This is a genomic window from Anaerotruncus sp., assembly GCF_057433415.1.
Genome location: NZ_DBMDHH010000039.1, coordinates 1 through 20,512, shown reverse-complemented (window position 1 = coordinate 20,512; position 20,512 = coordinate 1). Strand labels below are relative to the sequence as shown.

16 protein-coding genes are annotated in these 20,512 nt (G+C 62.3%); 12 read left to right on the top strand and 4 right to left on the bottom strand.

The annotated features are described in order from the left end of the window. Window positions 1-31: 31 nt before the first annotated feature. Window positions 32-883: a diaminopimelate epimerase gene (gene dapF, locus ACZO3G_RS10730; protein ID WP_101550530.1), complete on the bottom strand. Its 852-nt coding sequence runs from the start codon at window positions 881-883 to the stop codon at window positions 32-34. A 220-nt stretch (window positions 884-1,103) separates the two neighbouring features. Between dapF and ACZO3G_RS10725 the strand changes: the two genes are divergently transcribed. Together ACZO3G_RS10725 and cimA are read left to right on the top strand one after the other, a co-directional pair. Next, complete coding sequence (locus tag ACZO3G_RS10725) at window positions 1,104-1,535, top strand: SRPBCC family protein (protein ID WP_101550532.1); 432 nt, start codon at window positions 1,104-1,106, stop codon at window positions 1,533-1,535. After that, on the top strand, window positions 1,522-3,105 hold the full coding sequence (cimA, locus tag ACZO3G_RS10720; RefSeq protein ID WP_276870215.1) for a citramalate synthase: 1,584 nt from the start codon (window positions 1,522-1,524) through the stop codon (window positions 3,103-3,105). Before ACZO3G_RS10725 ends, cimA begins: the two co-directional genes overlap by 14 nt. 67 nt (window positions 3,106-3,172) lie before the next feature. On the opposite strand, the gene ACZO3G_RS10715 is transcribed toward cimA, so the two are convergent. Together ACZO3G_RS10715 and ACZO3G_RS10710 are read right to left on the bottom strand one after the other, a co-directional pair. Then, window positions 3,173-4,552 carry an NAD(P)/FAD-dependent oxidoreductase gene (locus ACZO3G_RS10715; RefSeq protein WP_101550536.1) on the bottom strand — a complete coding sequence of 460 codons (1,380 nt, stop codon included), beginning with the start codon at window positions 4,550-4,552 and terminating at the stop codon, window positions 3,173-3,175. Between the two features lie 4 nt (window positions 4,553-4,556). Further along, a complete protein-coding gene (locus ACZO3G_RS10710) occupies window positions 4,557-5,789 on the bottom strand; it encodes a glycosyltransferase (protein WP_276870212.1) in 1,233 nt (410 codons plus the stop codon). Window positions 5,790-6,072: 283 nt separating this feature from the next. On the opposite strand from ACZO3G_RS10710, the gene ACZO3G_RS10705 reads away from it, so the two are divergent. The 10 genes from ACZO3G_RS10705 (at window position 6,073) to ACZO3G_RS10660 (ending at window position 18,953) form a co-directional block, all read left to right on the top strand. Beyond that, complete coding sequence (locus tag ACZO3G_RS10705) at window positions 6,073-7,524, top strand: nicotinate phosphoribosyltransferase (RefSeq protein ID WP_172439206.1); 1,452 nt, start codon at window positions 6,073-6,075, stop codon at window positions 7,522-7,524. A 321-nt stretch (window positions 7,525-7,845) separates the two neighbouring features. Beyond that, complete coding sequence (locus ACZO3G_RS10700; protein ID WP_101550540.1) at window positions 7,846-9,072, top strand: ABC transporter substrate-binding protein; 1,227 nt, start codon at window positions 7,846-7,848, stop codon at window positions 9,070-9,072. Between the two features lie 147 nt (window positions 9,073-9,219). Further along, the gene (locus ACZO3G_RS10695; RefSeq protein WP_276870203.1) at window positions 9,220-10,101 is read left to right on the top strand and encodes a branched-chain amino acid ABC transporter permease; all 882 of its coding nucleotides are present in this window, start codon (window positions 9,220-9,222) and stop codon (window positions 10,099-10,101) included. A 5-nt stretch (window positions 10,102-10,106) separates the two neighbouring features. Beyond that, entirely contained in the window at window positions 10,107-11,267 is a 1,161-nt protein-coding gene (locus ACZO3G_RS10690) for a branched-chain amino acid ABC transporter permease (protein ID WP_101550544.1), read from the top strand. Then, on the top strand, window positions 11,264-12,106 hold the full coding sequence (locus ACZO3G_RS10685; RefSeq protein ID WP_276870199.1) for an ABC transporter ATP-binding protein: 843 nt from the start codon (window positions 11,264-11,266) through the stop codon (window positions 12,104-12,106). The genes ACZO3G_RS10690 and ACZO3G_RS10685 overlap by 4 nt, the downstream gene beginning before the upstream one ends. Continuing rightward, the gene (locus tag ACZO3G_RS10680; RefSeq protein WP_101550548.1) at window positions 12,099-12,806 is read left to right on the top strand and encodes an ABC transporter ATP-binding protein; all 708 of its coding nucleotides are present in this window, start codon (window positions 12,099-12,101) and stop codon (window positions 12,804-12,806) included. Before ACZO3G_RS10685 ends, ACZO3G_RS10680 begins: the two co-directional genes overlap by 8 nt. Before the next feature lie 284 nt (window positions 12,807-13,090). Continuing rightward, a complete protein-coding gene (locus ACZO3G_RS10675) occupies window positions 13,091-14,284 on the top strand; it encodes a hypothetical protein (RefSeq protein ID WP_277138657.1) in 1,194 nt (397 codons plus the stop codon). 125 nt (window positions 14,285-14,409) lie between these two features. Continuing rightward, window positions 14,410-16,080 (top strand): AMP-binding protein, encoded by a 1,671-nt coding sequence (locus ACZO3G_RS10670; protein ID WP_276870196.1) that lies wholly within the window; start codon window positions 14,410-14,412, stop codon window positions 16,078-16,080. Between the two features lie 74 nt (window positions 16,081-16,154). Next, window positions 16,155-18,083, top strand: coding sequence for a PASTA domain-containing protein (locus ACZO3G_RS10665; protein WP_277138658.1), 1,929 nt, complete (start codon window positions 16,155-16,157; stop codon window positions 18,081-18,083). Window positions 18,084-18,137: 54 nt separating this feature from the next. After that, entirely contained in the window at window positions 18,138-18,953 is an 816-nt protein-coding gene (locus tag ACZO3G_RS10660) for a sugar phosphate isomerase/epimerase family protein (protein ID WP_101553209.1), read from the top strand. A gap of 76 nt (window positions 18,954-19,029) precedes the next feature. On the opposite strand, the gene ACZO3G_RS10655 is transcribed toward ACZO3G_RS10660, so the two are convergent. Continuing rightward, the coding region (locus tag ACZO3G_RS10655) for a DUF4368 domain-containing protein (RefSeq protein ID WP_486847170.1) at window positions 19,030-20,512 on the bottom strand (1,483 nt) is incomplete at its 5' end.

Genomic DNA, 20,512 nt, shown 5'->3' with positions numbered 1-20,512 from the left:
GCGTCAGCGTACCGGGCATTTTTCAGTCGCTTTATAGATCGATTTCCATCACGCCGTCGAAGACGTGGGCGGCGGGGCCCTCCATCAGGACGGTGAAGTCCTCCCGGCAGGTGATTTTCAGTTCGCCGCCGCGCAGGCGCACGGTGACCTCGTCGCCGGCGTCGCAGTGCCCGTTGACGACCGCCGCGACGACCGCTGCGCAGGCGCCGGTGCCGCATGCGAAGGTCTCGCCGCTTCCGCGCTCCCACACCCGCATTTTGAGAGTCTGACGGTCGACGAGCTCGATAAATTCAGTGTTGATGCGGTCGGGGAATTTCTCGTGGTTTTCAAAGAGGGGGCCGATGTCCTCGAGCGGCAGGTCCTCCACGTCGTCGCAGAAGATGACGGCGTGGGGATTTCCCATCGAGACGCAGGTGACGAGAAAGACCTCCCCGTGCACAAGCATCGGCTGGCTGACAAAGTCGTCGTAATCGGTTTCGACGGGGATATCCCTGGCGCGCAGGGACGCCCTGCCCATATCGACCCGCACGGTCGACACCTTTCCATCATCCTCCAGCGTGAGCTCAAGCGTCTTGACGCCGCTTCTGGTGTCGATCTGCAAGGTTTTGCGGTCGGTGAACCCGCGGTCATAGACGTATTTCCCGACGCAGCGGATGGCGTTGCCGCACATCTTTCCCTCCGAGCCGTCGGCGTTGAACATACGCATCTCAAAATCCGCCCGGTCGGAGGGGCAGATGAGGATGAGGCCGTCGGAGCCGACGCCGAAGTGGCGGTCGCTCACGATGCGCGCCACCTCCTCCGGGTGCTTGAGCTTGTGCTCGAGGCAGTTGACGTAGATATAGTCGTTCCCGAGGCCGTGCATCTTGGAAAAATGTAGCTTCAATTCCTTCGTTCCTCCATGGTTTCGGCGGACGGCTGCCGTCCGGTTCTTCCAAAGGCTTCTTCTGACTCTTTATTTTAACGCAAACCTTCACTCTTGTAAAGTGAAAAAAGCGGCGGCTTGTGCGCGGGGGACGTTTATGCTACAATATCCGCATGACAGACAGCCCCGCCGCCCGCCCTGCGGCAGGCGCGGAGGCGGAAGAAAAGAGGAGACTTTTCAGATGAAGAAGCTGAGGACATCCCAGCTGACCGCGCGTTTTTCCTCGCCGTTGGAGGCCGTTTGGGAGGCCGTGACCGATAACACCGATTTTTCCTGGCGCAGCGATCTTGACCATATCGATACCAAGCCGGACGGCGTCACCTTCGTGGAATACCCCAAAAAGGGGAGCGAGACGGTCTTTACAATCACCGAAAAGCAGCCGGGGCGGCTCTACGCCTTCCACATGGAGCACGCGATGTTCACCGGAGAATGGACGGGCGAGTTCTCCAAAACGGAGGACGACGGTACCGAGGTGGTCTTTACCGAGCGGCTCACCATCCGCAATCCGGCGGTCTGGCTGCTCTCCTACCTGCTGATGGACCTGCGCGGGATGCAGGAGGCGTATGCGCGCGACCTGCGGCGGAAACTGGGGGAGAGCGATGAAAAAGATTGACGTCTTCGATTCGACCCTGCGGGACGGCGCGCAGGGGGAGGGGGTCTCCTTCTCGGTCGAGGATAAGCTCGCCATCGCGCGGGCGCTTGACCGGGCGGGCGTCGACTATATCGAGGCGGGCAACCCCCACAGCAACCCGAAGGACGAGGAGTTTTTCCGCCGCGCCGCCGACGAGCTCCGCCTTTCCCACGCGCGGCTGGTGGCGTTCGGCTCGACCCGCCGCCGGGACTCGTCGGCCGGGGAGGACAAAAACGTCGCCGCCCTGCTTGAGACGGGGACGGCCTGCGTCGCGGTTTTTGGCAAGGCGAGCGAATGGCAGGCCCGCGAGGTGCTCGGCACCACGCCGGAGGAAAACCTCCGGATGATCGCCGACACGGTGGCGTATCTGGCCGAGGCGGGCAGGCGGGTCTTTTTCGACGCGGAGCATTTTTTCGACGGGTATAAGCACAACCCGCTCTACGCCATGCAGGCGCTCAAGGCGGCCGCCGACGCGGGCGCCTGCAAGCTCATCCTCTGCGATACGAACGGTGGGTGCTTCCCCGACGAGATCCGGGCGATCACCGCGGAGGCGGTCAAGGCCTTCCCCGGAAAGATCGGCATCCACTGCCACGACGACACCGGCTGCGCCGTCGCGGACACCCTGGCGGCGGTGAAGGCCGGCGCGGACCATGTGCAGGGGACCTATATCGGCTTTGGGGAACGGTGCGGCAACACGAACCTCTCCACCGTGATCGCGGATCTGCAGCTCAAGCTCGGCTTCCAGTGCGTCCCGGCCGACTGCATCGCCCGGATGACGGGCGCGGCGCGGATCATTTCCGAGATTTCCAACGTGCGCCTCTCCCATTCGATGCCCTATGTCGGCAAGAGCGCCTTCGCCCACAAGGGCGGGATGCACGTCGACGGGGTGAAAAAGAACCCCTCCGCCTTTGAGCATGTCGACCCCGCCGCGGTGGGGAACCACCGGCAGATTCTGCTTTCCGAGGTGAGCGGGCGCAGCGCGCTGATCGCGAAGATCAGCGAGGTCGTCCCGGGGCTCACCAAGGATTCCCCCGAGCTTGAGACGCTGGTCGGGGAGCTCAAGGAGCTGGAGTTCCAGGGTTACCAGTTCGAGGCGGCGACCGCCAGCTTCGAGATGGTGGTGCTCAAGGAACTGGGAAGGTTCCGTCCCTTCTTCGCCCTCGAGCTGTTCCGGATCATCGGCGAACAGGACAGCGCGGACCGGCACATGGCCTCCGCGATGGTCAAGGTGCGGGTGGGCGACCGCTATGAGATCACCGCCGACGAAGGCGACGGCCCGGTCCACGCGCTCGACCGCGCGCTGCGCAAGGCGCTCGAGGTCTTTTACCCGAACCTCGCGGGGGTCCGCCTCATCGACTACAAGGTGCGCGTCATGGACACCGGGAAGGCGACCGCCGCGATGGTGCGCGTCCTGATCGAATCGTCCGACGGGGAGAACGCCTGGACGACGGTCGGCGTGTCCACCGACATCATCAACGCCTCCATCCGGGCGCTCGTCGACTCGATGGAGTATAAGCTCTACCGCGATTCCCTCAAGCGGGAGGCGCCCTGACGGGCGGAAACCGGACACGAAAAAGAGGACCGGGCGTAAGCCCGGTCCTCTTTTTCGTTCATGCCGTTTATTCCTTGCCGATGATGCGGTCCGCGACGTAGAGCCCGTTGGCGGACGCCTGCGAGAGGGAGCGGGTGAAGCCCGCGCCGTCGCCGACGGCGTAGATGCCGGGGCAGCCGTCGATCTCGAAATCGGTGCACTTGGGGCGCGCCGAATAGTATTTGCACTCGATGCCGTAGAGGAGGGTGTCGTAGTTGGCGGTGCCGGGGGAGATCTGGTCGAGCGCGTGGAGGGTCTCGACGATGTTGTCGAGCTGTCGCTTGGGCATGCAGAGGCTCAAATCGCCCGGTACGGCGGAAAGGGTGGGGCGCACGGTGCCCTGACGCAGGCGCTTCTCGTCGGTGCGCCGGCCGAGCTCGAGATCGCCGAGCCGCTGGACGAGCACGCTGCCGCCGCTGATGAGGTTGGCCAGGCTCGCGACGTGGCGGGCGTATTCGATCGGCTCGCGGAAGGGCTGGGTGAAGTTGGTGGTCGAGAGCAGCGCGAAGTTGGAGTTCTGCGTCTTGCGCGCCTCGTCGCGGTAGGCGTGGCCGTTGACGGTCAGGACCCCGTTGGTGTTCTCGGTGACGACCTGCCCGCGGTCGTTGAAGCAGAACATGCGGATGATGTCGCCGTAGCCCTTCGAGCGGTAGCGGATTTTCGGCTCGTAGATCTTCTTCGCAAAATCCTCCCACACCATCGAGGGCAGCTCGACGCGCACGCCGACGTCCACCTGGTTGTTGTGCAGGGGGATGTCGTTCTCCTCGCACCAGGCGGAGAAGAAGCGGCTGCCCGCGCGGCCGACGGCGAAGATGATCTTGCCGGCCTCGACGGCCTGCTCGCCCTCCGCGGTTTTGACGGTGAGGATGTGGGACTCCCGGTCCACGCCGACCACGTCCGCGCCGGTGTGGATTTCCACCCGCTCGGCGAGCGCGTGAATGAGCTTTTTCATCGTCTCGAAGTTGGAGTCGGTGCCCAGGTGCTTGAGCTGGGCCTGGCTCATGTGCAAGTCGTATTCGAGGCAGCGTTTCTTGAGCTCGTTGCTCGGCTGAAACCGCTCGGTCGTCGCGCCGAATTTGACGAGGATCTGATCCGCCTGCTCGATGTAATCGAGCACCGTCTCGTCGGGGAGGAACTCGGTGAGCCAGCCGCCGTATTCGGTACTGATCACGTATTTGCCGTCCGAGAAGGCGCCCGCGCCCGCGAGCCCCTCCATGATGGCGCAGGATTTGCACTTGACACAGGTGCTCACCTTTTTGGTGATGATCGGGCAGACGCGCTTTTCGATGGGGCTGCCCTTTTCAAACAGCGCGACCGAAAGGGAGGGCGCGCGTTCCGAAAGGCGCCACGCGGCCATCAGGCCGCCGATGCCGCCGCCGATGATGGCGATGTCATACTGCTTTTTCACGTGATCAGTCTCCTTTGTTTTGTTTGCGCAGGTGCACCCGGAAGGCGGGCGTCGCCATCAGGCGGGAGCGGCGCTTTTTGTGCAGCGCGGTGTTATAGACCTTGAGCACGTATTCCGCAAGGTTGACCGCGCCGCTCTGCTGGACCGAGCGCCGAGCGGAGGCGCGCAGGGCGGAGAGCCTGTCCGCCGGCATGGTTTTGAGCATGCGGATCTTGTCCGCCATGTCCTTAGCGTCGTGGAAGATGTAGCCGTTGACCCCGTCGCGCACCTGCCCCTCGTTGAGCGGATCGATGATCTGCAGGACGGGCAGGCCCATCGCCATCCCCTCGAGCATGGAGATGGAATCGGTGTCGGAGGTGGAGGCGGTGATATAGAAGTCGCACGTCCCCACATAGGGCGGCATGTCCGTGTGGAGCACCTTGCCCGCGAAGGTGACCATGTCGGTGATGCCCAGACGGACGGCCTGTTCCTCCAGCTCCTCCCGGCAGGGGCCGTCCCCGATGACGAGCAGCCGGATGTTTTCCTCCGGCCGGATGGTTTTTTTCCAGTAGTCGAGCAGCAGGTCGACGCTCTTCTCCCGGCCGAGCCGCCCGACGAAGAGGCCGACCGTTTCGCCGTGCTGATAGCCGAATTTTTCACGGAAGGCGTTCTTCTTTTCCTCCGGGATCTTTCCGGGATCGAACATGTCGAGGTCGACGGGGTTCGGGATCACGTTGACCGGCTTATAGACGCCCGCCTTGCGGAAGTATTCCTCGCATTTTTTGGAGGGCCCGGTGACCTCCTGCGCCAGCTTCGCGAACAGCTTGGTATACTGGTGGGAAAATTTCGTCGCGGCCGGTACGAGTGGCTGGGGCGCGATATAATAGATGTACTCGTCGTACATCGTGTGCAGCGTGTAGACGAGCGCGACGCGCAGCACCTTGGCGATCATCATCCCCGACAGCCCGATGCCGAACTCGTTGTGGATATGGATGACGTCGGGACGGAATTGATAGACGTATTTGAGCCGCGTGGTGGAGAGCGGCATGGCCACGCCGTAGCCGTAGAAGCGCTTGGAGGTGTGGGCAGGGCAGTGGAGGACGCCGTCGGAGACATAGTGCCGGCGCGCGGAGGCGTCGGCGGTGACGATCAGGACCTCGTGCCCGAGCTGTTCCAGCCCGTCCTTGAGGGATTTGACGTGGGTGACGACCCCGTTGACATGGGGGAGGTAGGTTTCTGTAAAAAGTGCAACACGCATGGTACACGCTCCTGTTCCTTTGGCGTTGTGGTCTGCGGATGCGGATTCAGGCAGCTGCCGGATGATCGCGGGCCCGCTGAGGATAGAACGAGTTTCCACGCGGGATGACTTCACTTGTAACGGCCGCAGATGGGCCCTGTCTTTCATTAGTATAACAATTTTGCACGCAGAAAGCAAATCCCGCCGCCCCGGGCGGATTACATTTGCTAAATCGGTCGAAAAGGTGTAAACTATCGATGACAACCCGGAGGGGCGCTGAAAGAAAAGGACGAGGTGACACGCAATGCCGATTGATATGAAGCGGAACCTGACGATGCTGACGGATTTCTACGAGATTACGATGTCCAACGGCTATCTGGAATATGGGCTCGAGGAGCGCACGGCGGTCTTCGACATGTTCTTCCGGAAGATTCCGGACGACGGAGGTTTCGCAATATTCGCGGGGCTCGAGCAGTTGATCGAGTACATCAAGGATTTGGAATTCACCGAGGAGGACATCGAGTTTCTGCGCGGCAAGGGGCAGTTCAGCGAGGCGTTCCTGGCCTACCTGAAGAATTTCCGGTTCTCCTGCGACATCTGGTCGATGAGGGAGGGCACGCCGGTGTTCCCCTACGAGCCGGTCGTGGTGGTGCGCGGCCCGATCATCCAGGCGCAGATGATCGAGACGATGGTGCTGCTCACCATCAACCACCAGTCGCTCGTGGCGACCAAGGCCAACCGCATGTGCCGCGCCGCCGAGGGGCGGCCGATCTCCGAATTCGGCTCCCGCCGCGCCCAGAGCTACGACGCGGCGATCCTGGGCGCGCGCGCGACCTACATCGGCGGCTGCTCGGCGACCGCCTGCGCGATCGCCGACCGCGACTACGGCATTCCCGCGGTGGGCACGATGGCCCACAGCTGGGTGCAGGTGTTCGACAGCGAGTACGACGCCTTCAAAAACTACGCGCAGGTCTACCCCGACAACTGCATTTTCCTCGTGGACACCTACAACGTCGTCAAGTCGGGCATCCCCAACGCCATCCGCGTTGCGGACGAGATCCTCAAGCCGATGGGCAAGCGGCCCAAGGCGGTGCGCATCGACAGCGGCGACATCGCCTACCTCTCCAAGAAGGCGCGCCGCATGCTCGACGACGCGGGCTATCCCGACTGCAAGATCATGGCGACCAACTCGCTCGACGAATACATCATCCGCGACCTGCTGCTCCAGGGCGCGCAGGTCGACCTCTTCGGCGTCGGCGAAAACCTCATCACAAGCAAGTCCGACCCCGTGTTCGGCGGCGTCTACAAGCTCGCCGCGGTCGAGCGCGGCGGAGTGCTCGTCCCCAAGATCAAGGTGAGCGAGAGCATCGAAAAGATCACGACCCCCTGCTTCAAGGACGTCTACCGGTTCTACAACCGCGAAACGGGGCAGGCGATCGCCGACTATGTGACGGTGCGCGGCGAGACGGTCGACGACTCCCAGCCGATCACCATCTTCGATCCGATGGCGACCTGGAAAAAGAAGACGGTTCGCAACTTTACCGCCAAGAGCATCCTCACCCAGGTGTTCGACAAGGGGAGATGCGTCTACGAGCTGCCCAAGCTCGACGACATCCGCAATTACTGCGCCGACCAGGTGGCCCACCTGTGGGACGAGGTCAAGCGGTTCGAGCATCCGCACCGCTATTATGTCGACCTGTCCGACCGGCTGTGGAACGAGCGGAACGACCTGCTCGAACGGATCAACGCGGAATAGAAAAAATATTTGTACGCGGGACGCGGCTTTTGCCGTGTCCCGCGTGTTTTTTTTGCTGTGCCCCCTGCACAAACGGACAGGGCGGCTCGGCGTGGGTTTTGTGTAGGGGAGCCAGCCCTGTCTGCCGGTTAAAGAATTGTTTACAAAGTACGAGCCAATAATTTTGGATAATCTGTACAAATTCGGAAAAAGAAAAAGAATTGATGGCCTGATATTGCTTTTTTCAGGATTTTTGATATAATGATGTGTATGCAGTGGGAATACAATTGTATTTCTACCGCTGAATTCCGACAATTATTTCAAAATTGGGAGGAAAGATTTATGAAGAGAGTTTTAGCGATTGTCCTGTCGGCCGTTATGGCGCTGACCCTTCTGGCCGGCTGCGGCGACAACAGCACGCCCGCGCCGGCTCCCGCCGGCGATAACGCGGCCCCGGCAGCCGACGCGGCCCCCGCGGCGGGCGGCGACGTCATCAAGATCGGCGTCTTCGAGCCGCAGACGGGTGAGAACGGCGGCGGCGGCCTCCAGGAGGTCTATGGCATCCGCTATGCCAACCAGCAGTTCCCGACCGTCAAGGTGGGCGACAAGGAATATAAGATTGAACTGGTCGAGGCGGACAACAAGTCCGACAAGACCGAGGCGGTCACCGCCGCGCAGAGCCTGATCAGCGCGGGCTGCTCGGTCATCCTCGGCTCCTACGGCTCGGGCGTTTCGATCGCGGCGGGCGAGATCTTCTCCGACGCGCAGGTCCCGGCCATCGGCTGCTCCTGCACCAACCCGCAGGTCACGCTGGGCAACGACTTCTACTATCGCGTCTGCTTCCTCGATCCCTTCCAGGGCACCGTGATGGCGAACTACGCGGCGCAGGACGGCGCCAAGACCGCGGCGGTCATCACCCAGCTGGGCGACGACTATTCCTCCGGCCTCGGCAACTTTTTCAAGAACGCGTTCGTCAAGCTGGTCGGCGAGGACTCCATCGTTGCGGAGGAGCAGTTCCAGACCAACCAGACCGACTTCAAGGCGATCCTCACCAACATCAAGGCCGCGAACCCGGACGTCATCTTTGCTCCGTCCTCCATCGCGACCGCTCCGCTGATCATCAAGCAGGCCCGTGAGCTGGGCATCACCGCGAAGATCATGGCCGGCGACACCTGGGAGAACGGCTCGATCATCGAGAACGCGGGCGCCGACGCCGAGGGCGTGACGCTGTCCACCTTCTTCGATGAGGGCGACACCTCCAACGCGGTTGCCACCGACTTCATCAAGGGCTTCAAGGAGTATCTCGTGGCCAACGGCCAGGACGAGATCATCCCGGCCGTCTCCGCGCTGGGCTACGACGCCTACCTCGCGGCCGTCAAGGCGATCGAGACCGCGGGCTCCACCGATCCCGTCGCCATCCGCGACGCGCTCAAGGGCGTGGAGTTCGAGGGCGTGACGGGTGCCATCTCCTTCGACGAGAACGGCGACGCCAACAAGGACAAAGCCTTCATCAAGGTTGTTGAGAACGGCCAGTTCAAGTTCCTCAAGACCGTCTCCGTCGGCGAATAATCCGGAATCTCTGAACGGCAGGGCGGGGGACGGCTCGTCTCCCGCCCTGCTGATTCCCGCATCCCTCGCCCGCATGCGCCGCATAACCGATGCGCGCGTACCGTTTGTGCGGTATTGAACCATGCTATAGTTTGGGGGCTTTTGCACATGAGTCTGACAACCATTTTGCAGCATTGCCTGACCGGGATCTCGCTGGGCGGCGCATACGCGCTGATCGCCATCGGGTATACGATGGTCTACGGCATCCTGCGCCTGATCAACTTCGCCCACGGCGATATTTTCATGATGGCGGGATATTTCATGGTCTTCGCCATGGCGAGCTTCCCCTGGCAGGTCGCCATCCCCCTCGTGATCGCCGGCACCATCGTGATGGGCGTCGTCATCGAGCGGGTGGCCTACAAGCCGCTGCGCACCGCGCCGCGCATGTCGATCATGATCTCCGCGATCGGCGTCTCCTACCTGCTCCAGAACCTGGCTACATATCTTTTCACCGCGATTCCCCGCGGATACCCCGAGATCCCCTTCCTGAAGAAGATTTTCCACATCGGGGCGCTCTCCGCGTCGCTGGTCACCTTCCTGACCCCCGTGCTCACCATCCTGCTTGTGATCTTTTTGATGCTGCTCATCAAAAAGACCAAGGTCGGTATGGCGATGCGCGCCGTCAGCAAGGACTTTGAGACCTCCCAGCTGATGGGCATTAAGATCAACAACATCATCAGCGCCACCTTTGTGATCGGTTCGGCGCTGGCCGCGGTGGGTTCGATCCTCTATTTCACCGACCGTATGTCGGTGACCCCCTTCTCCGGCACCCTGCCGGGCCTCAAATGCTTTGTCGCGGCGGTGTTCGGCGGCATCGGGAGCATCCCCGGCGCGGTCGTGGGCGGCTTTGTGATCGGCATCGCCGAGACGCTGCTCGTCGCGATGGGCTATTCGACCTTCAGCGACGCGTTTACCTTCCTTCTGCTGATCGTCATGTTGCTGTTCAGGCCGACCGGCCTCTTCGGCGAAAAAAGTACGGATAAGGTGTGACGCATATGAAAAAGGGTACAAAGCGCATCTGCTCCCTCGTGCTCCTCGTGCTGATCGCCTTGCTGCTGTTCTGGCTTGAGGCGAACAAGAGCGGGCAGGGGATGCTGATCTCCATCCTGCAAAAGAGCGCCATTCTGGCGATCGTCGCCGTTTCGATGAACCTGCTCAACGGCTTTACCGGCCTCTTTTCGCTGGGCCAGGCGGGCTTCATGTCGATCGGCGCCTATATCACGGCAATCCTGACCATCCCGGTTGTCAACCTGGACGGCGTCTACTATATGAACGGCGTGGCCCCCTGGGTGCGCGCGCTCAAAGAGGGGATGGAGGCCGGCCCCTCGTGGCTCCAGTCGGTCTATCCCTTCCTCGCGCTCATCGTCGGCGGCCTGGTCGCCGCCGGTTTCGCGGCGCTCATCGGCATCCCGGTGCTGCGCCTCAAGAGCGACTACCTCGCAATCGCGACTCTCGGCTTCTCCGAGATCATCCGCGCGATCTTTTCGAGCCCCCAGATGGACACGATTACCAACGGCTCCTACGGGCTCAACAAGGTGCCCACCTTCCCGAAGTTCTTCGGGCTGCCCTCCCTCTTTACCCCCTTCATCATCGCGGGGGTCACCATCGCGCTGATGGTGCTGCTGATCAACTCCTCCTACGGCCGCGCCTTCAAGGCGATCCGCGAGGACGAGGTCGCCGCCGAGGCGATGGGCATCAGCCTCTTCCGGCACAAGGAGCTCTCCTTTGTGGTCAGCTCCTTCTTCACCGCGATTTCAGGCGGGCTGCTCGCGATGTTCATGCGCTCGATCGAGGCCAAGACCTTCAGCATCGCGCTCACCTACGACATCCTGCTCATCGTCGTCATCGGCGGCATCGGCAGCGTTTCGGGGAGCGTGCTCTCCGCCTTCCTCGTCACCGCGAGCAAGGAGTGGTGGCTGCGCTTCTTCGACCAGCCGCTGACGATCGGCGGCTGGCAGGTGCCCCTCTTCCGCACCGGCTTCCGCATGGTCATCTTCTCGATCCTGCTGATGGCGGTCGTGCTCTTCTACCGCAGGGGCATCATGGGAAACAGTGAATTCAGCTGGGACGGCGTCGCCCGTCTCCCGGGCCGGATCAAGGGCTGGTTCTCCCGTAAGCGGCCCGCCCACGAAGCAGCGGGGGGTGACGGGATATGAGCGGACATGTGCTGGAACTCCAAAACCTCACCATGCAGTTCGGCGGCGTGGTCGCGGTCGACGATTTGTCGATGTATGTCGACAAGGGGGAGATCATCGCGCTCATCGGACCGAACGGCGCGGGTAAGACGACCGCCTTCAACATGATCACCGGCGTCTACGCCCCAACCAACGGCGCGATCTTCTTCAACGGCGAGCAGATCATCTCCAACCACCCGCAGGGGAATATGAAAAAGCTCTACCAGGGCGGCAGCGCGGGCAAGTTCCCGAACGTCATGGTGAAGCTCCCCGACGTGATCACAAAGCTGGGCATCGCCCGGACGTTTCAGAATATCCGGCTTTTTAAAGACCTGACGGTCTTTGAAAATGTCCTGATCGCCAAGCATATGCGCTCCAAGGCGGGCGTCTTTGCCGCGACCTTCCGCCTCAACGCGAAGGAGGAGCGGGCGATGCGCGCCGAGACGATGCGCCTTTTGGAGATCCTCGAGCTTGCGGACCTCCGGGACGAGACGGCGAGCAACCTGCCCTACGGCAAGCAGCGCCGCCTGGAGATCGCCCGCGCGCTCGCGACCGAGCCGAGCCTGCTTCTGCTCGACGAGCCCGCGGCGGGCATGAACCCGCAGGAGACCGCCGAGCTGACCGCGTTTATCAAGCAGATCCGCGACGACTTCAAGCTGACCGTCTTTATGATCGAGCACCACATGGACCTGGTCATGGAGATTTCCGACCGCATCTACGTGCTCGACTTCGGCAAGCTCATCGCGGCGGGCACGCCCGACGAGGTACAGAACAACCAGCGCGTGATCGACGCGTATTTGGGGGTGGCCGACGATGCTTAACATCAGCAACCTGAAGGTGAATTACGGCGGCATCGAGGCTGTCAAGGGAATATCCTTTACTGTTCCGGAGAAGAGCATCGTGACGCTCATCGGCGCGAACGGCGCGGGCAAGAGCACCACCCTGCGCGCGATCGCCGGACTGGTCCCCATCAAGGGGGGCACGATCGAGTTTTTGGGCAAACAGATCAGCGGCCTGCCGAGCGAAAAGATCGTCGGCACGGGCATCACCCTCGTCCCCGAGGGCAGGCGGGTCTTTCCCGACCTCACGGTGCTTGAAAACATCAAGATCGGCGCCTACCTGCGCAAGGATGACCTGACCGACGACATCAACTGGGTCTACGACCTCTTTCCGAGGCTCAAGGAGCGCTCCTGGCAGCTCGCGGGCACCCTCTCGGGCGGCGAGCAGCAGATGCTCGCGGTCGGGCGCGCCCTCATGAGCCGCCCCAAGCTCATCATGATGGATGAGCCGTCGCTCGGCCTCGCGCCCCTCATCGTGCAGGGGATCTTCGACATCATCAAGGAGATCAACAGGCAGGGGGTCACCATCCTGCTCATCGAGCAGAACGCGAACCTCGCGCTGCGCGCCGCCGACTACGGCTATGTGCTCGAGACGGGCAACATCACGCTGGACGGCACCGGCGCCGAGCTGCTCGAAAACGAGGACGTGAAAGCCGCCTATCTCGGCAAAAAGAAAAAATGAACAGGGAACCAAAAGCGGGCCGGCTGACGCCGGCCCGCTTTTTTTGCAGTATTTCAGGGGGAATCCGCCACTTTTATGTAAGGACGGGTGTGAAACCCCTTCCTTACAGGGTAGGCTGCCCGCGCAAAACGCGCGTTTTTTGATCCGGCAGAACCCTGCCGACCATAGTATCACCGGGCGCTGCCGCAGATATGCGCGGCGGCTGCCGCTTCCAAAAGATTGTGCTTTTCCCGTTTTTTTGCTATGATGGACCTATTGAAAAGGACGAGGGGGAACGGACGGCGATGCGGAAAAGAGCGTTTGTCGGACTGGCTGGAATCCTCTGCGCCTTTGCGCTTACCGTGCCGGTTTTCGCCGCCTCCTACGTGGACGACTGCGACAGCCTCGCGCCGGACGGGACGCGGAGCTACGGCGGCTTCTCCGAGGCGGTCGGCGACTTTGACGTCTTCTCCGGCTGGGGTACCTGCGGCGACGCGACGGCGCTGGCCGTCGGCGGGCGGGAGGCGCAGGCGACCTACCGGGTCAGCGGCGCGGAATCGGTGGAGGTGTCGTTTTACGCCAGCCTGAGCACCTGCGCCACGCCCTACGGGAAGGATGCGTTTACGCTCGGCGGGCAAAGCGCCGAGGCCCTGCTGAACGCGCGGCGCTGCTTTTATGACCGCGCGGCGGACGTCGTTTTTTTGACCGAGAACGGCAGAAACTTCTCCCTGCAATATGATCCCTTTTACGGACTGCTCCTCCGGGAGGACGGCCGGCCGCTTTCGGACGACTGCTTCTGGGGGCTCAACCTCTCCGTTTCGCGGGACGGCTCCGCCTTTACGCCCCTGCGGGACGTTACGCTCGCGCGGGTGGAGTCGCAGTGGCTCGAGCTCTCCGCCGGCCGCTACTATCGCGAGACCTGTACGGCCCGGCTTCCGGAGGGCACCCGCTACGTCCGGGCGGCCTTCGAAGACTTTCGGTCGCTGGAGGAGGTCCCCGACCGGACCCGTGCGTTTCTGCTCGCGCGCGTGCGGTTTGACGGGGATGCCCTGACGCCGGGCGGCTCCGGTCCGGAGGAGTCCTCCTCCGTGCCGGGCGGAGGGAGCTCCTCCGTCCCCGACTCCTCCTCGCGGCTCCCCACGGCAGGCGGCGGGGGCGGCTCCGCTTCCGGCGGCGGTTCTGGCGGCCGGCTTTTGCGGGAACGGCGGGAGGCCGGGGCGGAAGCGCCCGCTTCCGCGGCCTTGGCCGAAGGCCCCGCCGTGGTCTCCCCGCGTGCCGCCGGGGAGCGGGGGGAAAGCGCCTCCCGAACGGAGGACACCTCCGCCCGTCCCGAGAGGCGGGAACCGGAGCCCTCCGGAGGCGTGGCCGTCTACCGGAACCTCGGCGGCGGGGACGCCGCCGGGCCCTCCGCTACTCCGCAGGAGAAGTTCGGCGGCATGGTCGGCGGGGGAGCGGGGCTCTACATCCTGCTCAGCTTCCTGCGCGGTGTGCGCCGGTGAGCGGATTGTTGACAAATACCCGGCGCCGTTTATAATAAAGAGTATCCATATTCGGGCGCGGCATCGGGCGCGCGGCGGGAATCCAAGGGGTTTCCGGACTCTGATAGCTATGGGAGGAAGGCCAAGTGAGCGAATTAATATCCATTACGGTCGGCGCGCTGCTGGAGAAGGTCGCGAAGATGTATCCGGACGACCAGGCGGTCAAATATACCGACCGGCCCTTTAATATGACCTGGCGGCAGTTTGACGACGAGGTCAACCGCATCGCAAAGGGATTTTTGGCGATGGGGATCCGGAAGGGGGACCACGTGGCGATCTGGGCGACCAACGTGCCCGAATGGCTGCTGACCCTCTTTGCGACCGCCAAAATCGGCGCGGTGCTCGTCACCGTCAACACCAACTACAAGGTGTTCGAGCTGGAATACCTGCTGCGGCAGTCGGATTCCAAGGCGCTCGTCATGATCAAGGGCTTCAAGGACGCGGACTATGTCGGCATTGTCAACGAGCTCTGCCCGACCCTCAAGGACTTTAAGGCGGGCGAGTACGACAATCCGATGCTGCCCTTCCTCAAGGACGTCGTCTATGTCGGCGAGGGCCCCGCGCCCGCCGGGATGTACGCGTGGGACGACCTGCGCCAGATGGGGGACGCGGTGCCTGAGGAGGAGTTCCGCGCGGTTTTCGACAGCATCGACCCGCAGGAGGTCGTCAATATGCAGTACACCTCGGGGACGACCGGGTTCCCGAAGGGCGTTATGCTCACCCACTTCAACATCGTCAACAACGGCAAGTGCATCGGCGACTGCATGAGGTTTTCCCATGACGACAAGCTCTGCATCTGCGTGCCCTTCTTCCACTGCTTCGGCCTGGTGCTCGCGGTCATGGCGGCGCTCACCCACGCGACTTCGATGGTCCCCATCGAGACCTACCGCCCGACCGAGGTGCTCAAGGCCCTCCAGAACGAGGAGTGCACCGCCGTGCACGGCGTTCCGACGATGTTCATTGCGATGCTCGAGCATCCGACCTTCTACGAATATAAATTCCCGCGCCTGCGCACCGGCATCATGGCGGGCTCGCCCTGCCCGATCAAGGTGATGCAGCTTGTCGTGGACAAGATGGGTATGCGGGAAATCACGATTACATACGGCCAGACGGAGGCGTCGCCCGCCTGCACGATGACCACCACCGAGGACAGCCTCGACCTGCGCGTCGCGACGGTGGGCCGCGCGATGCCCCATGTCGAGACGAAGATCGTCGACCCCGAGACGGGGGAGACGTTGCCCCCCTACCAGCAGGGCGAGTTCTGCGCGCGGGGCTACAACGTCATGCGCGGTTACTACAAGATGGAGGAGGCCACCCGCCAGGCGATCGACGAGGACGGCTGGCTGCACACGGGCGACCTCGCGATGGTCGACGAGAACGGCTACTACAAGATTACCGGCCGCATCAAGGATATGATCATCCGCGGCGGCGAGAACATCTACCCCAAGGAGATCGAGGAGTTCCTCTACACCCACCCGCTTGTGCGCGACGTGCAGGTGGTCGGCGTGCCGAGCAAACAGTACGGCGAGGAGATCATGGCCTGCGTCATCCCGCGTGCGTGGGAGGACGGGCTCGACGAGGAAGAGATCAAACGCGCGGTGCGCGAGAATATGGCGCGCCACAAGGTCCCGAAGTACGTTCTGTTTATGGACCAGTTCCCGATGACCGCCAGCGGCAAGATCCAGAAGTTCAAGCTGCGCGAGATGGGCATCGAAAAGTTCGGCCTGCAGGACGACGCGGCGGTCGAGACCGCCTGAGCCGGGACTGCCCCGAATCTTGGCGGGACGGCGCGTCCGTTTCGCCATGACCCCGAATAGGAGTGAACCGCCAGATGGCCGTAAATGAACTGAACCTGTGCATGGGCTGCATGTCCCCTCTCTTCGAAGGGGAGACGTGCAGCGTCTGCGGATATCACGCGGACGCGTCGCCCGACCTGAACTACCTGCAGCCCGGCAGCGGGCTGGGCGGGCGGTATCTCGTCGGAAAGATGGTCGCGGACGACCCGGAGGGCGTCTGGTACGTCTGCTACGACCGCAGGGAGGAGGTGCGCGTCTGGCTGCGTGAGTACGCGCCCGGCTGCATCACCCGCCGCGATCACGAGAACTTCAGCGTGCAGCCGCTGGCCAGCTCGGAGGCGCAGTACAAGGCGCTCATGTCCGACTTTGAGGACCTGTGCCGGTCGATCATGGCATTGCCCGCTGGGGAGAAGGTGCTCCCCGTCACCGACCTGCTCTATGAGAACAACACGATTTATGCGGTATACCGCTATATCAAGACGATTTCGCTGGAATCCTTCCTCGCGCGCAGCGGCGGCAAGATCCCCTGGAGACACGCCAAAAAGCTGCTGATGCCCCTCTTCCACACGGTCGTCAACTTCCACAAGGCGGGACTTATCCACCGGGGGCTTTCCCCGCGGACGGTCCACCTTGACCAGTCGGGCGCCCTGTGGGTGACCTGCTTTTCGATCGCGGCGGCCCGCACCAACAAGAGCGAGACGGGCGCGCAGCTCTTCGAGGGCTACGCCGCCCCCGAGCAGTACGCGCTCAACAGCTGGCAGGGCAACTGGACCGACGTCTACGCGCTGGGCGCGATCACCTACCGGACGGTGACGGGGGAGAACCCGCCCGCCGCGCTCGACCGCGTCTATGGCGACGACCTGCTCGACAGCCAGATGATCAGCGGCGAGATGACCGAAAACGTGGTGAGCGCGATCAACCGCGCCCTCGCGGTCGAGGTGGAGGACCGCATCCAGTCCGCCGAGCTCTACATATCCGGGCTGCTCGCGGACGCGGGCTCCAACACGGCGGTCTACACCGCCGCGCCGCGCAAATCCTACGAAACGCCCGACGACAGCGCCTACCGGCAGGAGATCCGCCGCGCCGCCGCCGAACGGGAGGCGCGGGAGAAGCAGCCGCCGCGCACGGCGGCACGCTTTGAACAGAGCGGCATCGACCTGATCCCGCCTCCGGGCGGCAAGCCCGCGCAGCCCAAGCCGGCGCGAAAAGGCGACCGGCGCGAAAAGCGCCCCAAACGCAAACGCTCCCATCCCGTGCTGATGCTGATTTTCTCGGCGTTCGTCGCCACGGCGCTGCTGGCGGGCGCGATGTACTGGTTCTCGACCAACTACCTCACCGATCTGATCGCCCCCGCGGAAAGCGAGGGCAGCCGCACCGGCGAACATTCGATGCAGGGCGGTACCGACTATTCGGGCGGCGAGGCGGGGGAGGACGACAAGGTGCCCCGCTTCGTGGGGACCAACGCCGATTCCCTTCGGAACAATGAGCAGCTGAGCGAGCGGTACGAGCTTGTGTTCGAGGAAAAGTTCAACGACGTCTACGAGCCGGGCGTGGTCTGCGACCAGCAGCCGGTCGAGGGCACCAAGATGCCCAACCGCGGCCAGGTGACCATCTACGTCTCCAAGGGCCCCGAGCTGATCGAGATGCCCGCGGTGGTGGGGATGCCGATCGAGGACGCGATCATGGCGCTGACCGACCTGGAACTCAACTACCAGGTGATCGAGGTCTACGACAAGAGCTACGAGCCCGACGTGATCGAACGCGCCGAGCCGGAGCCGGGCGCCCAGCTCAACAAGGAGAAGGACACCGTGTTCCTCTACATCCGCAAGGTCGTGATGGAGGAGAGCAGCAGCTCGGAGGACGAGCGGGACGACCGGGAACGGTCCGCCTCGCGGGTCATCACCTCCCGCAAGAGCAGCACGGATTCGGATTCCTCCCGGCGCCTCAAGCCGAGGGAGGAGTAGGGAAGGCTTTTTGGGAATGAGTCAGCCGTTTTGGCGGCGGAATGGAGCGATAAGATGAAAACTGCATTTTCGACTTTGGGTTGTCCCGGCTGGTCGTGGGACGAGATTTTCGCCACCGCGAAGGACCTGGGGCTGGACGGCATCGAGGTGCGCGGCGTGGAAAACGAGATGTTCGCGCCCTCCATCCGCGCGTTCAATGAGAAGCACCTCGACGAGACCCGCGCGCGCCTGGAAAAGGCGGGCATGGAGATCCCGATGCTCACCTCGGGCGCCTGCCTCGGCCTGTCGGGCGACTCCGGCCGCTACATGGACGAGGCGAAGGCCTACATCGACCTGGCCAAAAAGCTCGGGACCCCCTATGTGCGCGTGATCATCACGCCGAACGCGGCCCCGATGGAGGGGGAGAACATCCTGCAGGTCAAGCGCCTCTACACCGAGCTGTGCGCCTACGCGAAGGGCACGGGCGTCGCGGTGCTGCTCGAGACGAGCGGCGAGCTCGCCGACTCCTCCAAGATGCGCGAATTCATGCGGGACGTCGACCTCGAGACGGGCGGCGTGCTCTGGGACCTCCACCACCCCTACCGTTTCTTCGGCGAGTCCCCGGCCAAAACGTGGGAGAACATCGGGGAGTGGGTCCGCTACCTGCACGTCAAGGATTCCGCGATGCAGGACGGCAAACTCGTCTACCGCATGATGGGCTACGGCGACGTCCCCGTTTTCGACGCGCTGAAAATTTTGTCCGACCACGGATACCAGGGCTACGTCTCCCTCGAATGGCTCAAGCGCTGGTGCCCCGACCTGCAGGAGCCGGGCATTGTCTTCGCCCACTACGCGAGCTATATGGGCTACCTCAAAAACCAGTTAAAATGAGATGCGAAGGGGCCGTTGGCATTAGGCGGCCCCCAATAAAGAAGTATTGTCACAGCGAGCGGCATAGTCATTTTGGCTATGCCGTTTTGCTGTCCGTTTCGTTGGTGTCCGGTAGTTCAATCACACCGATACAGTTATAGCTGATTTCCACCTGCTGCACCCGTTTCCCGGTACTCTTGTCCGGGGCGTGGACGATGATTTTTTCCACAAATTCATTCAAGATGGTGGGCGTCAGTTTTTCTATCTCGGTGTACTTCTTGACGATTGAGAGGAAGCGGTCAAGGTTCATGGCCTGTTCCTCCTGCCCCGTCAATTCCGCTTGCAGGATAGCAACCTTTTCTTGTAACTCTTTCTGTTCGGCTTCATAGCCGCCGGACAGCTTTGTAAACCGTTCGTCAGAGATTTTCCCGGAAACATTGTCCTCATAGAGCCGCTGGAAAAGTCTGTCCAGTTCCTCCATGCGCCGCTGGGCCTGCGACAGTCCCCTGCGCTTTGTGGAGATTTCCTTGCGGCGGTCTGCCGCCGATTTCTCCCCCATAGACTGAACAAACTCGCTTTCGTATTCCCGCACATACTGGATTGTCCTTTGAAGGTGTTCCAGCACCAGCTTTTCCAGAACCACGGCCCTGATAAAGTGGGCCGAGCAAGTCCCCGTGTTGCTCTTGTAGTTGGAGCATACAAAGTGGTCTTGCCGTTCCTCAAAGTAGTTGGTGGTGCAGTAATACAGCTTTGCCCCGCAGTCGGCGCACTCCACCAGCCCGGAAAACATATTGTGCTTGCCCGTCTTTGTGGGGCGGCGTTTGTTCTTCCGCAACTCCTGCACCCTGTCCCATTGGGCCTGTTCGATAATGGCGGGGTGGGTGTCGGGAATCACCTGCCATTTTTCCGGCGGGTTCTTGATACGCTTCTTGCTCTTGTAGGACTTCTTCGTGCCTTTGAAGTTCACCGTATGCCCCAAGTATTCCATACGTTCCAGAATGGCGGCAACCGCCTTGTTGTCCCAATGGTACGGGTCAGCGGGCGTAGGATTGCCCACAGTCAGCCCGTGGGCTTCCCGGTAGGCGGTGGGGTTCAGCACCTGTTCTTTCCGCAGACGCTTTGCAATCTGCAACGGCCCAAGCCCGGCAATACAAAGGCTGAAAATCTCCCGCACCACCTTTGCGGCTTCCTCGTCCACCAGCCAATTTTCCTTGTCCTCCGGGTCTTTCCTGTACCCATAGGGGGGATTGTTGCACAGCCGTTTCCCGGCGCTGCTTTTTGCCCGCCACACGGCCCGAATTTTCTTGCTGGTGTCCCTCGCGTACCATTCGTTGAACAAATCCCGCACCGCTACCATATCGTCCAGCCCTTTGAGGGAATCAATGTTGTCCGTTACAGCGATATAGCGGACGTTGTGTTCCTCCAAAATCTCCTCTAAAAGCTGTCCAATCACAAGGCGGTTCCGGCCCAGCCGGGAGTGGTCTTCTTGTGTCAAGTAGGGACTAAAAAAATTTTGAGAATTTACAAGCCGTTCATAGGTGGACAACCACCCGTGAACGGCTTGCGTTTTCTCTATGCTC